Source organism: Enterococcus pseudoavium NBRC 100491 (genome assembly GCF_001544295.1).
GTDB classification, from domain to species: Bacteria; Bacillota; Bacilli; order Lactobacillales; family Enterococcaceae; genus Enterococcus_A; species Enterococcus_A pseudoavium.
Map to the genome: position 1 here is coordinate 14,261 of NZ_BCQF01000022.1, position 13,706 is coordinate 27,966.

The window sequence follows — 13,706 nt, forward strand, 5'->3', positions numbered from 1 at the left end:
TTTTCTCTGAGCTTTTTTCTATGGCAGGCTATTCGTTATAACAAGGCCAACAGCTCATCAATCTCGGTCTGCTTAGTCGCCCAACTAGTCGCAAAACGGACGACGGTGTGCTGGTCGTCATATTTTTCCCAAAAGCTAAAGGCAACGGATTTTTTCAGCTCCTCCATTTGGTCGTTGGCTAAGATGACGAATTGTTGATTGGTTGGGGAGTCGAGATAGAAACGATAGTTTTTTGCTAGCAGTCCTTCTTTTAAGCGCTGGGCCATCGCGATCGCCTGCTGACTGATCTCAAAATACAACTGATCGGTAAACAACGTATCAAATTGCAGTCCTAGTAAACGGCCTTTAGCCAGCAGGGCTCCTTGCTGTTTCATATGAGCGATAAAATATTCCGGCTGATTGTTTTTCGTAAAGACAATTGCTTCGCCAAGTAAGGCCCCGACTTTAGTTCCGCCGATGTAAAAGACATCACAGTATTCAGCAATTAAGGGTAGTGTCAGATCGGATTCAGGACTAGCTAAGCCGTAGCCTAAGCGGGCCCCATCTAAAAAGAGAGGAATCGCATACTCGCGGCAAACTTCTGAAATATTTTTTAATTCAGACTTAGAGTAGAGCGTGCCGTATTCGGTCGGATGTGACAAATAGACCATTCCAGGAAAAACCATGAATTCGCGATTACCATCGGCCCAGAATTGTTCGAGGTAGTCACGGATTTGTTGTGCGGAAATCTTGCCGTTGGTTTGCGGCAGACTCAAAACCTTATGACCAGAAAATTCGATAGCACCTGTTTCATGGGTGGTAATATGACCAGTTTCTGGTGCAATCACGCCTTCGATTTTTTTCAGTAAAGAAGCGATGACCAGTGCATTGGTCATCGTTCCGCCAGCGATAAACTGGACGTCGGCCTCTGGACAAAGACAAGCTTGGCGAATTTTTTCCACGGCGGAAGCCGAATATTTATCACGACCGTAGCCGCTCAATTTTTCTTCGTTGGTTGCCAACATGCGCTGTAAGATTTTCTCATGCGCCCCTTCTAAATAATCACTTTCAAAATTTAACATCGGATTCTCCCTTCAATTGCCTAATAATCTTTATTATAACGGAGAAAGCTATAGAAAAGAGCAGCTTTTCAATAAAAGCTACTCAAATGGGTTAAATTTCAATTGTCTCACCGACCGCCATGACCTTGCCGACCTTTTCCGGCAGCAGCTGAACGAACGCGTCAGGATCTTGCTCGATGACTGGGAAGGTATTGTAGTGGATCGGGACTACTTGCTTGGCTTTCAGACGTTTAGCAGCACTGGCGGCATCCTGTGGCCCCATCGTGAAATTATCGCCGATCGGCAAGAAAGCCAGATCAATCTCAAAAGTTTCGCCTAAAAGTGCCATGTCCCCGAATTCGGCGGTATCGCCAGCATGATAAAGCGTCTTGCCTTCAGCTTGCAAAATAAAACCGGCAGGCTCACCCATGTAGATCATCTGCCCATCTACTTCATAGCCGGAGCTATGTTGGGCAGGGACCATTTTTACGCGGCCAAAAGGAAAATCAAATTTGCCACCAATATTCATGCCATGCGTCTTTTGTACACCATTTTGCTCGGCAAAGCTACAAATTTCAACGATACTGATAACCGTCGCATCATTGCGTTTAGCAATCGGAATCAAGTCGCCGATATGATCACTGTGTCCATGGGTGACTAAGATCCAATCGGCGGTTACTTCCTCAGCCTTTAAATCAGTCAGAGCGTTTCCAGTGATAAAAGGATCAAACAATAATTTCTGTCCGTTTGCCATCACGATTGATAAAACGGAATGACTATGATAAGTGATTTTCATCTTGCATTCTCCCTTTCGTTTAGTTTTATTATACCGGAGTCGTGAAATACTAAGGAAGCTTTTGCTTTCAGCTAAAATCAATTAAACTAAATGCTAAGAGAAGAGCTAAAGCATCAGGAACGAATAAAAGCCGCCAGACCGCAATTATTCCCAGCTTTTACAGACATCGATCCATTGTTGAAAGTGGGTATATTGTTCTAATTCCGGAATCGTTAATTCAATCGCGGTATTGGCGCTTCCGCAAGCAGGAAAAACGGTGGTGAAGCGTTTTAACGATTGATCGAGATAGACGGGGATTTCTTTTTTGACAGCAAAGGGGCAAACACCGCCAACGGGATGACCAATGGTTGCTTCGACTTCGTCAGCTTTCAACATCGTAGCGCGTTCATTAAAGTGTGCTTTGTATTTTGCATTGTCGATTTTTGCATCGCCGGCGGTTACGATCAAAAGTGTTTGATCCGACTTTTTTTGCTTAAATGACAAAGTTTTTGCGATCCGTTCGGGCGCACAATTCAAGGCTTGGGCCGCCAGTTGGACGGTGGCACTAGAGACAGGGAATTCTTGGATACGATCAGTAATTCCATATTGATTAAAATACGTTTTTACAGCTTCAAAAGACATAAGAGCCCTCCTAATTATTAGTCTTAATTACTTGGTTTATTACGTTCAATGATACACGCTTTGTTAAACGGGGTAAATTAAATTTGTTAGAATAGAGAAGAGAGAAGTACTGATGGGAGGACGCTTAGATGAAAGAGGACAAGAAGAAATTACTGGCTAGGGTCGCATATATGTATTACGAGCAGGAGTTGACTCAAGCCCAAATTGCCAAAGAATTAGCACTTTATCGGACGACAGTCAGTCGGATGTTGAGTCAGGCAAAAAAAGAAGGCATCGTAGAAATCAAGCTCAATCACTTTGATGGCGCTTTGTTTGAATTGGAAGAGCAAATCAAGCGGACTTTTGATTTAACGGCCGTTGAAATCGTTCCGAATGACGCGAACGCCAGCGAAGCAGCGAAAGAAGAGCAATTGTCAGCGGCGGCAGGCGCTTTTTTACGGCGGCAGTTCGTTGATGGGATGGTCGTGGGTGTTTCTTGGGGGGCCAGTGTCGGGAATGCAGTCAATCAAATTGACCCGAAACAACTAACGGATGTTTCTGTTGTACCAGTAGTTGGTGGTCCCAGCCATATCAATTCCCGTTATCATGTCAATACCCTTGTTTACGAACTGGCTCGCAAATTAAATGGCAATAGTCTGTTTGTCAATGCTACCGTGATCCAAGAGTCGCAGGAGCTGGCAGCAGGGATTTTCAATTCAAAATATTTTCATGAGTTGCGAGAGTATTGGCAACGTTTAGATCTCGTGATTGTTGGGGTGGGTGGTCCCCTAAGCTATCGTAAGAGTCAATGGCGCGATCTTTTGTCACCGAAGGATTACGAAGAGCTGCGTTTGCGGGAAGCCATCGGCGACTGTTGTTGTCGTTTTTATGATGACTCTGGTAAATTACTAAAAGGCTCGTTGGATCAACGGACGATTGGCCTGCAGCTAACTGAATTAGCCAAGGTTCCTCAAGCAATCGGGATCGCGCGGGGCACTTCGAAAGCCCGTTCTATCCTGCCGTTGTTAAAAAAAGGCTATCTCAAAACGTTGATCACAGACCAAGAGACCGCGCAAGAGGTTTTACGTTTGAGTCAACGAAAGTAACTTTTTAAAAAAAAATGCACATTTGTGCGAATTCCAATTAAAGAAATAGAAGGAAGCTTGATTTTAGTGCTTTTTTGTCATTTGTCTCGTAAGAATAAGGAAATATTATTTTGAAGATGCTATGCTTGAGATACAGAAATAGACAAAGGGGTTTTTCAAAATGGAATTTATGCTCGATACAGCGAATATTGCTGATATTAAAAAGTTTACAGATATTTTACCGATTGCTGGTGTGACCTCAAATCCGTCAATCGTAAAAAAAGAAGGCAAGATTGATTTCTTCCAACACATGAAGGAAATTCGCAGCATCATTGGTGAACATGCTTCCTTACATGTTCAAGTCGTGGCGACTGACTATGAGGGCATGCTCAAAGACGCAGAAAAAATCTTAGCCAATATTGATCAAAGAGTTTTTATTAAGATCCCAGTCAATGAACCTGGCTTAAAAGTAATCAAGGAATTGAAGCGTCGGGGAATCAACGTGACGGCGACCGCTATTTATACGAAGTTTCAAGCGTATCTGGCAATCGCAGCGGGAGCAGATTACATTGCACCGTATTTCAACCGGATGGAGAATTTGAATATTGATCCACGGGAAGCAATTTTTGAAATGGCTGAGGAAATCGCACGGACTAAAAGTGATACAAAAATCTTAGCGGCTAGCTTCAAAAATGTCAGTCAAGTCAATGGAGCATTAGAAAACGGCGCTCAAGCGGCAACGATGGGTGTTGATATCATCCAACAAGCTTTAGCGATGCCATCGATTGGTCAAGCAGTGACCGATTTCACGGCAGATTGGGAAGCAAGCTTCGGTGAAGGGACAACGATTGCAGATTTATAATACTTTTTAACTGTAGGCTGACCAGCCTACAGTTTTTTTTATCTACTGGGGCCAAGCCGTCATATGATCTAAAGAGAAAAAGAATGGAACAACTTCGCGCTTGTGTTCATTAAGCAAATCGTTTCCGAATTTTTGCTGGTACTTCTATAATGAAGCGATACGGAGGGATGCAAGAATGGAAACACGGGCAATTGTAATAGAAGAATATGGTCATGCCGACCAATTAAAAGAAAGTAAAGTCACCTTGCCTGAATTAGATGAACATCAAGTGTTAGTAAAAGTAAAAGCAACATCTGTCAATCCGATTGATTGGAAGTTACGAGAAGGGTATTTAGCTCAAATGTTACCATGGGATTTCCCGATTATTTTAGGCTGGGATGTTGCCGGCGAAATCGTTGAAATTGGTTCAGAAGTAAAAGATTGGCAAGTCGGTCAAGCGGTCTTTGCTCGTCCGGAAACGACGCGCTTTGGTACTTATGCAGATTATACGGTGGTCGATGATCATCTATTGGCGAGTAAACCTGATGGGGTCTCTTTTGACGAGGTCGCGGCGGTTCCGTTAGCCGGATTGACGGCCTATCAGGCATTATTTACTCATGGTGAATTGAAAGCTGGCGAAAAGGTCTTAATCCACGCTGGTGCTGGTGGTGTCGGAATTTACGCGATCCAATTGGCAAAAAATGCTGGGGCGACAGTCATTAAAACTGCAAGCAAAAAAAATCATGAATTGCTAAAAGAACTCGGTGCCGATCAAGTGATCGATTATCACACGACAGATTTCTCAGAAGTATTAGAAGATATTGATTTAGTCTTTGATACGCTAGGTGGCGCTGTTCAAAAGGATAGTTTTAAAGTATTAAATGAAGCTGGTCGCTTAATCTCAATCGTCAGTCAGCCAGCGGAAGAATTGGCTCAGCGCATTGCTAAAGCCGAAAGCATCTGGTTACAACCGGATGGCCTGCAATTACAAGCCATTGCCGAGTTGATGGCGGCTGGAAAAGTCAAAAGTATCGTAGGACAGACATACCCACTTACAGCTGACGGAGTCAAAGCGGCCCATGAACTAAGTGCCACTCACCATGCAAAAGGAAAAATTGTTTTAATCAATGAATAGTGAACAGCCTGTACCTTAAAAATCTGGTGCAGGCTGTTTTATTTATAAGAAAAATAAAAGGTCCCTTTAGTAAGCAAGGATTGATTCTCGATTAAGCTACTCACCAAGGCTTTATTTAACCGATCAGGATTCAAAAATGATCAAATCCGAACATTCAGTCAAAAAGATTTAATTATATTAAATTTATTCTAATCGTTTTGCCATGACTGTGTTATAATGAGAAACAATTATCTGAAGGGAGTTATGCAAATGCGTGGCGTAGTAACGGTTATTGGAAAAGACAAGGTCGGTATTGTGGCCGGTGTTAGTCAAAAGTTGGCGGAACAAAAAATTAATATTCTAGATGTCTCTCAAACAATCATGGGGGATTACTTCACAATGATGATGTTAGTGGACTTAACCAATGCTACTCAAGATTTTGAAGGAGCACGAGAAGCGCTTCATGAATTAGGCAAAACTTTAGGGGTTAAAGTCAGTATTCAAAATCAAGAAATTTTTGACACGATGCATAAATTATAAGGAGGGCTCTTTGTGGAAATCAATCAAATAATGGAAACAATTCGAATGATCGAAGAGGAAAACCTAGATATTCGGACGATTACCATGGGGATATCATTACTGGATTGTATTGATAGTGACAGCGATCACGCCTGTGAAAAAATCTATCAAAAAATTACGAATAAAGCAAAAGACTTGGTTAAAGTCGGGGAAGCAATTGAAGCGGAGTATGGGATTCCGATTATTAATAAACGAATTTCGGTTACTCCGATCGGGATTGTCGCCGCGGCAACATCAGACACAGATTACGTGAAATTTGCTAAAACATTAGATAAAGCGGCAAAAGCGGTGGGGGTTAATTTCTTAGGTGGTTTCTCAGCCTTAGTCGAAAAAGGCTATCAACATGGGGATAAAATCTTGATGGATTCGATTCCACAAGCTTTAGCGGAGACTGACTTTGTCTGTGCTTCGGTCAATATTGGTTCAACGCGAGCGGGAATCAATATGGATGCCGTAGCGCATATGGGTAAGATTGTGAAAGAAACCGCTGCAGCGTCTGACTTAGGTTGTGCCAAACTAGTCGTTTTCGCCAATGCGGTTGAGGATAACCCCTTTATGGCGGGAGCTTTCCACGGTGTTGGTGAAGCCGATTGCGTCATTAATGTCGGTGTCAGCGGACCTGGGGTAGTGAAACGGGCGTTAGAAAAAGTGAAGGGTGAATCTTTTGATGTCGTTGCTGAGACCGTCAAACAGACCGCCTTTAAAATCACGCGGATGGGGCAAATGGTTGGAAAAATTGCTTCCGAACGTTTAGGTGTACCTTTTGGGATCGTCGATTTATCCTTGGCACCTACACCAGCAGTTGGCGATTCAGTTGCTCATGTATTGGAGGAAATGGGTCTAGAAGTTGTTGGAACTCATGGAACGACCGCTGCTTTGGCTCTATTGAATGATGCGGTCAAAAAAGGCGGCGTGATGGCCTGTAACCATGTTGGTGGATTGTCTGGTGCCTTCATTCCAGTTTCAGAAGATGCCGGCATGATTGATGCGGTCAATAATGGTTCATTGACGATTGAAAAATTAGAAGCCATGACGGCGATTTGTTCCGTTGGTTTAGATATGATCGCAATTCCAGGGGATACGCCAGCTAGTAGTATTGCAGCGATGATCGCAGATGAAGCAGCGATTGGCGTGATCAATCATAAAACCACCGCTGTTCGGATCATTCCGGCTAAAGGGAAGAAAATTGGTGAAATGGTTGAATTTGGTGGATTGCTAGGTCGAGCACCAGTGATGAAAATCAATTCGGCTGGTTCAGCAGATTTTGTGGCTCGTGGCGGACGGATTCCTGCACCAATCCATTCCTTTAAAAATTAATTATTCAAAGAAGAGGGTAAGGCAAGCTTTTTGTCATGCCCCCTTTTTTTGTCATTTTTTAAAATAATTGAAACGTATAATGAGAATTTTAACATAAAAAGTTAATTTTATTGTTATAATTAAATAAAAGAAAAAAAGGAGGTTTCACAGGTGGAAAAGTGGAAAGCTGTCTATGACAAATTAGAAAAGAAGCAGAAAAATAAATTGTGGATTTGGTTGTCTGTCATTTTTATTTTCTTTGCGGTCTATGTGGGCTATACAAGTTGGTTTCTTCATCATGATGCTCAAATGGAAGATGTCTATTGGGAACGCTATTTAAATGAGAGTCCGACGTTGACTGCCGAAGAGGAGCTTCAAGCAAAAGATGCAATAAAAGTGAAAACCGGTGTCTACGTGGAAAATATCAATCAAATTGATATGCGTTCATCGAATTATACAGTGACGTTTCAAGTCTGGTATCGCTGGGATGGCAACCCACAATTAGATATGATCGATAATTATGAGATTTATAATGGTCAAATCGTTTCCCAGGAGATATTAAAGGATGTGGAACAGGGGGAGACGAACTATCAATTGGCCCGCGTCAGAGCCACTATCGCGAAAACATTTTGGACGACGCGTTTTCCGATGGGTTCTCACCAACTACGCTTTTATCTAGAACCAAAAGATGATATTCGCAATATCGTTTTTGAAGCGGATCGAAAGAACTCGACTATTAATGAAAATATTAATGTTGCAGGGTTTGATTTGAAACGTTTTGATACCAATATTTTTGTAAAGAAATACGCGAATAATAAATCTAATCCTGAGACAGAAAACAAAGGGTCTTACGCGGTAACTGAATTTATGACTGCGATGGACTTAAACCGTGAAAATATTGGCTTGTATGTTAAATGTTTTATTGCTTTAGTAGGAACTTTGAGTTGGGTCTTGATCGTTCTGTTCATTTGTACTTATCACAACGTGGATCCACTAAGTATGATCCCGGGAGCATTGTTTGGGACCGTTAGTAATATCATTGTTGGAGCGAATCTGATTCCCGATGCACTGCACATTGGCTTGCTAGAATTTGTCAATATTTTTGGTATTTTGGTTATTCTCTTTGCTTCATTTGCTATTATCACCATCAATCGACAGCGAACTTATTATAAGGACGATTGTTTTGCTTCATTTTTCGGGAAACATATTTTTTGGATGCTACTTTTCTTTACGGCTTTAGGCAATATTTTGCTGCCGCTGAGTGCTTACCGCTTTTAAGTAAGAACGGAGGCTGAGACAAGTTTTTTTGTCCCAGCCTTCGTTCTTTTTTATAGCAGGCATAAAAACGTTTTATGTTAGAATGAAATGGACGAAAAAACAGGAGTAGATAAATGAAAAATAAAACGTATTTAAAAGCTAGTTTACGCGAAATAAGTTATTCAAAGGGACGTTTCATCGCGATCGTTTTGATTATTTTATTAGGGACTTTACTCTACGTAGGGATCAAAGCGACCGGCCCGGTTTTAAACCATTCGGCTAGTCAGTATGTGGATCGGCAAAAATTGTCGAATCTGCAAATCGTCTCGACTGGTGGATTAACTGAAGCAGATCAAAAATTAGCGGAAAAAATCCCGCACGCGAAGGTCGAAAGTGGCCAGCAACTTTTTTATGCGGACAGTAAAAAAAATCAAGTTGTTAAGCTGTATTCGTATGCTAAAAAAAATCAGCAAAATCGTTTGATCGTAAAATCCGGCCGGTTACCGAAACGATCAAATGAGATCGTCTTAGATGAGAAGGCCAAAGCAGCCGGTTACCGCCTCAATCAGACTTATCAGATCAATCAGTCGGATCAAGTGAAACGTAAAAATTTTAAAATTGTCGGGTTCGTCCAATCACCGCTTTATATTAGTACGGAGGAGCGCGGACTTTCAAATGTCGGCAACGGGAGTGTTGATTTTTTTGCCTATTTACCAGAAAGTAATTTTTCCAATCAAATAAAATCAGTCATCTATGTTCAATTTGCAAATGTTCGGGGAAAAGAAACGTACGGTTCGGATTATCAACGAACCATGGAAAAAAATATTGAGCAAGTTGAACAACTCTTTGCCAAGCGGCCGGACGAACGCGCAGCTGAGATTCAAACAGCAGCTATGAAAGAATTAGCGCCTAAAAAGGCCGAAGTTGCGAATAATTTAGCACAGCTTGCGGAGGGTCAGCAAAAGTTGGAACAGGCTCAGGCCCAACTTTCCCAGCAAACCAAATCCCTACCTGCTGAAACGCCGCAGCTAAAAACGGCGCAAGCAGAGTTAGCCCAGCAACAGGCTGAACTTGAGCAGAATCGCGAGAAATTGTTGACGGCTCAAGAGAAGATCAGTGAGAGTGAAAAAAAGCTTAGTGAGTTAAAAGCCCCTAGCTATACCTATGAGCAACGAGGGGATAATCCTGGCTTTCAGGAATATGGCGATCTTTCAGAACGAATCGCGGCCATTGCCAATGTCTTTCCGGTCTTTTTCTTTTTCATTGCGGCCCTGATCACCTTTACTACGATGACTCGCATGGTAGAAGAAAATCGGCGGGAAATTGGGACGCTAAAGGCTTTAGGCTATTCACGTTATGAAATCTCAACGAAGTATGTGATTTATGCACTCTCGGCGGCGACAATGGGGATCGTTTTAGGAAGCGTATTGGGCACCCAGAGTTTACCGCGGCTAGTCTTTAATTTATCGAGTGATCGTTATAATTTACCTGGGGTGGAAGTTTTCTACTGGGCTCGTCCGATTGTCCAAGCGACAGTGGCCTTTCTCTTTGCCAGTCTAGGTGCGGCCTTACTAGTTTTATTACGAGAATTGCATGAAAAACCGGCAGAACTCTTACAGCCTAAAGCACCGAAACCGGGAAAACGTATCTTTTTAGAACGGATTCGACCAATTTGGTCGCGGATGAGTTTTAATTCAAAAGTCAGCTATCGCAATTTGTTTCGTTATAAGTCGCGCATGATTATGGCGGTGATTGGTATTGCTGGCTGTGCGGCTTTGATGGTGGCGGGTGTTGGCCTGCAAGATTCACTGAGCTCCGTGGGAGAAAAGCAGTTTGGACCGATTATTGATTACGATGCGATCGTTACCTTAAAAGACGAACCGGATCTTGTCGCGGTAAAAAATATTTTTTCTGAGCAACAAAAGTTGACCAGTGAATTGGCGATGTCGAATCAAACGGTTGAAATCAAGGAAAAAGGCCAAGCCAATCAAAAATTAACAATGATGGTACCAGATAAGCGGCCGGCCTTTAATGACTATGTACATTTGAAAAATCAAGGCAAGACCTTTAACTTACCTAGTGAGGGTGCTGTGATTACGCAAAAAATGGCTGAACTATTTGGTTTAGCTAAGGGAGATAAATTAACCGTCTATGATGAAAATCAGCAGCCCTTTAATGTTAAGATCACGGGAGTCGCCGACAATTATTTAGGGAATTTCTTATATGTATCAAAAGATTATTATCAACAAGTCCGTGATACAGATTTCGTGGTCAATAGCTATCTATTGAAAAGTCAGCAGTTGACTAAAGCAGAAGAAAAAGACTTATCACAGATGCTTTTGGACTCAGGTCAAGTCACGAATACTTCTTTTATGTCAACACAAATCGAAACACAAGAGCACTCGATGAACAATCTGGATGGGATTGTCTGGATCTTCGTTGTTTTATCGGGATTATTGGCCTTCATCGTGCTATATAATCTGACGAATATCAATGTTTCTGAACGACTGCGAGAACTATCGACGATTAAAGTCTTGGGTTTTTATGATCGTGAAGTGACTGCCTATATTTTCCGCGAAAACTTTGTCTTTACCATCTTAGGTATTTTAGGGGGTTACGGTTTAGGGATCGTTTTAACAAAATTTATTTTGAATCAAGCTTCGATGGAGACAATCACTTTTCCCTTAGTGATTCGTTCAAGGGCTTATCTGCTAGCCGGTGGACTGACAATCCTCTTCTCCGTGATCGTGATGGGAGCGACCCATTTCCGTCTTCAACGGATTAATATGATCGACGCCTTGAAATCAAATGAATAAAGCGATTGACAAAAAAATATTGCAAGTCTATGCTTTAGTCAATAAGCAAAAACAATGAGAAGGACATGATTTGTTTGGATGACTCACTACCAGAGAAAGAAGCCATGGTTGGAAGCTTCTAGCTGAGCAGAACAAAATTACTCCCTTTGAGTGACTGAAAACAGTCCGGTTGATAGCCGTTAAGTATCGAACGAGCCAAAGAGTGGGAACTTTTTGGGAACTTGGGTGGTAACACGTTTATTCGCGTCCCTATTTATATAGGGACTTTTTTTATTGGAAACCCTTCAGCCTTTTGTTAAAATTAGGAAGAAAAGGCGCGCAATAATAGTTTATTGAAAAAGCGGATTGGAGTTGAGTTGGATGTCAAAGGAAATCGAAATTATCTTACCAAATGGAAGTAAACAAAAGGTGGCAGAGAATACCACTTTGTTTAAGATAAAAAATCAATGGATGAACACGGCAGTCGTTGGCAGTATTGATGGCGAAATCGTTGACTTATCAACTCCCGTTAAAGAAAACGCGGAAATTGCTTTTTTTGATTGTACTTCTAAAGAAGGAATGACGGCGATTTGCCAGTTAGTCATTTTGCTATTGGAAGAGGCAATCAAAAGTCGCTATCCAGAAGCCCTTTTTGCTAAGGCTCAGCAAAAAAAACAGCAGATTTGGGTCGACCTGCGGGTCAATCAGCCGTTGAGTGCACTATTGTTAAAAGATTTAGAACACCATATCAATCAGCAAATTAAAAATAATCCACCGATTGAAAGCGTGGCTATGCCGGTTTCTGAGGCGAAAGAAGTGTTTCAAGACAATGAACTAAAATTGGCGGCACTAGCTGATTTAGCTAATGATCAAACCGTTTTTGTTTATTCCTTTGGTGAAGTCACTGAATTTTTCCTTGAGCCAACTGCTTTGGAATTAGCGACAGCTAAATATTTTTCATTGCAAAAGGTTTCTGGCGCTTATTGGCTGGGAAATCCTGATAATGAAATGTTGCAGCGGGTGATGGGAGTGGTGTTTGCTGAAAAAGCCCAGCTAGAAGCTCATTTAGCCTATTTGGAGGAATCAGAAAAACGCAGTCATCAAAAGTTAGGAAAAGAATTAGACTTGTTCATGTTTTCGGAAGAAGCCCCGGGGATGCCGTTTTATTTAGAGAACGGACTGATCATTCGCAATGAACTGCAAAAGTTTCTGCGTGAGCTGCAAGCTAAATATGATTACAAAGAAGTCAAAACACCGTTGATCTTGAACCAACGTTTATGGGAACGCTCCGGTCACTGGGGCCATTATAAAAATAATATGTATTTCACCAAAGTTGGTGAGGAAGAATATGCGTTAAAACCGATGAACTGTCCCGGTCATTGTTTGATTTTTAAGGATCGCAAACGCTCGTATCGTGACTTACCGATACGGATGGCCGAATTTGGCCAAGTTCATCGTCACGAATTCAGTGGAGCCTTGAACGGATTATTACGAGTCCGAACATTTTGCCAGGACGATGCCCATATCTTTGTCCGTCCTGATCAAATCGAACAAGAAATCGCGCTGGCCTTGAAAATTATTGATGAAGTGTACAAGATTTTTGGTTTTGAATATTCAGTCGAGCTTTCTACCCGCCCCGATAATTTTATGGGTGAAATCGAATTGTGGGATGAGGCGGAAGCTGCGCTGGGAAAAGTTTTGACCGATCAGGGATATAAATACAATATCAATGAAGGCGATGGGACTTTCTATGGACCGAAGATTGATATTTATATCAAAGACGCACTAAATCGTAGCCATCAGTGTGCCACGGTACAACTAGACTTTCAAATGCCGGGTAAATTTGATTTGAGCTACGTCGATGAAAAAAATCAAGAAGTACAGCCGGTCATGATTCACCGGGCTGTTTTCGGCTCACTCGATCGTTTCTTAGGGATCTTGATTGAACATTATGCGGGGGCTTTTCCATTATGGCTGGCGCCTAAACAAGTCGAGCTAGTGAGTGTTTCACAAGCCCATACAGCTGGGGTAGAAGATCTATTCCACGAATTTCATGATGCTGGAATTCGAGTTGAAAAAGATTTGCGTAATGAAAAATTAGGTAAAAAAATCCGTGAGGCTGAGTTGAAAAAGATTCCCTATATTGTGGTTATTGGCGATAAAGAATTGAAAGAAGGAAATTTTTCCGTTCGCAAACACGGCAGTGAGACGGTGCAACAGCTGTCAAAATCAGCTTTTATGGAATTACTGAAGCAACAAGTCCAAGAAAAAAATCATCAGTATTACTAAATGGATAACTAACA

Annotated in this window: 11 protein-coding genes; 8 read left to right on the top strand and 3 right to left on the bottom strand. The window is 41.9% G+C overall.

Annotated elements, in window-relative coordinates:
• Positions 1-35 precede the first annotated feature (35 nt).
• From EP1_RS10150 to EP1_RS10160, 3 genes are all read right to left on the bottom strand, one after another.
• Positions 36-1,061 carry a threonine aldolase family protein gene (locus tag EP1_RS10150; protein ID WP_067627061.1) on the bottom strand — a complete coding sequence of 342 codons (1,026 nt, stop codon included), beginning with the start codon at positions 1,059-1,061 and terminating at the stop codon, positions 36-38.
• Between the two features lie 91 nt (positions 1,062-1,152).
• Positions 1,153-1,836, bottom strand: a complete 684-nt coding sequence (locus tag EP1_RS10155; RefSeq protein ID WP_067627064.1) for a metal-dependent hydrolase — start codon at positions 1,834-1,836, stop codon at positions 1,153-1,155.
• 144 nt (positions 1,837-1,980) lie between these two features.
• A complete protein-coding gene (locus EP1_RS10160; RefSeq protein WP_067627066.1) occupies positions 1,981-2,457 on the bottom strand; it encodes a YbaK/EbsC family protein in 477 nt (158 codons plus the stop codon).
• Positions 2,458-2,585: 128 nt separating this feature from the next.
• On the opposite strand from EP1_RS10160, the gene EP1_RS10165 reads away from it, so the two are divergent.
• From EP1_RS10165 to thrS, 8 genes are all read left to right on the top strand, one after another.
• A complete protein-coding gene (locus EP1_RS10165; protein WP_067627068.1) occupies positions 2,586-3,542 on the top strand; it encodes a sugar-binding transcriptional regulator in 957 nt (318 codons plus the stop codon).
• A gap of 160 nt (positions 3,543-3,702) precedes the next feature.
• The gene (locus EP1_RS10170; protein WP_067627070.1) at positions 3,703-4,383 is read left to right on the top strand and encodes a fructose-6-phosphate aldolase; all 681 of its coding nucleotides are present in this window, start codon (positions 3,703-3,705) and stop codon (positions 4,381-4,383) included.
• A gap of 175 nt (positions 4,384-4,558) precedes the next feature.
• Positions 4,559-5,497 (top strand): NADP-dependent oxidoreductase, encoded by a 939-nt coding sequence (locus tag EP1_RS10175; RefSeq protein ID WP_067627073.1) that lies wholly within the window; start codon positions 4,559-4,561, stop codon positions 5,495-5,497.
• 249 nt (positions 5,498-5,746) lie between these two features.
• Positions 5,747-6,016, top strand: coding sequence for an ACT domain-containing protein (locus EP1_RS10180; RefSeq protein WP_067627075.1), 270 nt, complete (start codon positions 5,747-5,749; stop codon positions 6,014-6,016).
• Between the two features lie 12 nt (positions 6,017-6,028).
• Positions 6,029-7,372, top strand: a complete 1,344-nt coding sequence (locus tag EP1_RS10185; RefSeq protein WP_067627077.1) for a PFL family protein — start codon at positions 6,029-6,031, stop codon at positions 7,370-7,372.
• 150 nt (positions 7,373-7,522) lie between these two features.
• Positions 7,523-8,629, top strand: a complete 1,107-nt coding sequence (locus EP1_RS10190) for a ligand-gated ion channel (RefSeq protein ID WP_067627079.1) — start codon at positions 7,523-7,525, stop codon at positions 8,627-8,629.
• 113 nt (positions 8,630-8,742) lie between these two features.
• Positions 8,743-11,424 carry an ABC transporter permease gene (locus EP1_RS10195; RefSeq protein ID WP_067627081.1) on the top strand — a complete coding sequence of 894 codons (2,682 nt, stop codon included), beginning with the start codon at positions 8,743-8,745 and terminating at the stop codon, positions 11,422-11,424.
• 360 nt (positions 11,425-11,784) lie between these two features.
• Positions 11,785-13,692, top strand: coding sequence for a threonine--tRNA ligase (thrS, locus tag EP1_RS10200; protein ID WP_067627083.1), 1,908 nt, complete (start codon positions 11,785-11,787; stop codon positions 13,690-13,692).
• The last annotated feature ends 14 nt before the right edge of the window (positions 13,693-13,706 follow it).

Coding starts and splice junctions, on each gene's coding strand:
- EP1_RS10165 (WP_067627068.1), top strand. CDS start 2,586: ATGAAAGAGGACAAGAAGAAATTACTGGCTAGGGTCGCATATATGTAT.
- thrS (WP_067627083.1), top strand. CDS start 11,785: ATGTCAAAGGAAATCGAAATTATCTTACCAAATGGAAGTAAACAAAAG.
- EP1_RS10195 (WP_067627081.1), top strand. CDS start 8,743: ATGAAAAATAAAACGTATTTAAAAGCTAGTTTACGCGAAATAAGTTAT.
- EP1_RS10180 (WP_067627075.1), top strand. CDS start 5,747: ATGCGTGGCGTAGTAACGGTTATTGGAAAAGACAAGGTCGGTATTGTG.
- EP1_RS10160 (WP_067627066.1), bottom strand. CDS start 2,457: ATGTCTTTTGAAGCTGTAAAAACGTATTTTAATCAATATGGAATTACT.
- EP1_RS10155 (WP_067627064.1), bottom strand. CDS start 1,836: ATGAAAATCACTTATCATAGTCATTCCGTTTTATCAATCGTGATGGCA.
- EP1_RS10150 (WP_067627061.1), bottom strand. CDS start 1,061: ATGTTAAATTTTGAAAGTGATTATTTAGAAGGGGCGCATGAGAAAATC.
- EP1_RS10175 (WP_067627073.1), top strand. CDS start 4,559: ATGGAAACACGGGCAATTGTAATAGAAGAATATGGTCATGCCGACCAA.
- EP1_RS10170 (WP_067627070.1), top strand. CDS start 3,703: ATGGAATTTATGCTCGATACAGCGAATATTGCTGATATTAAAAAGTTT.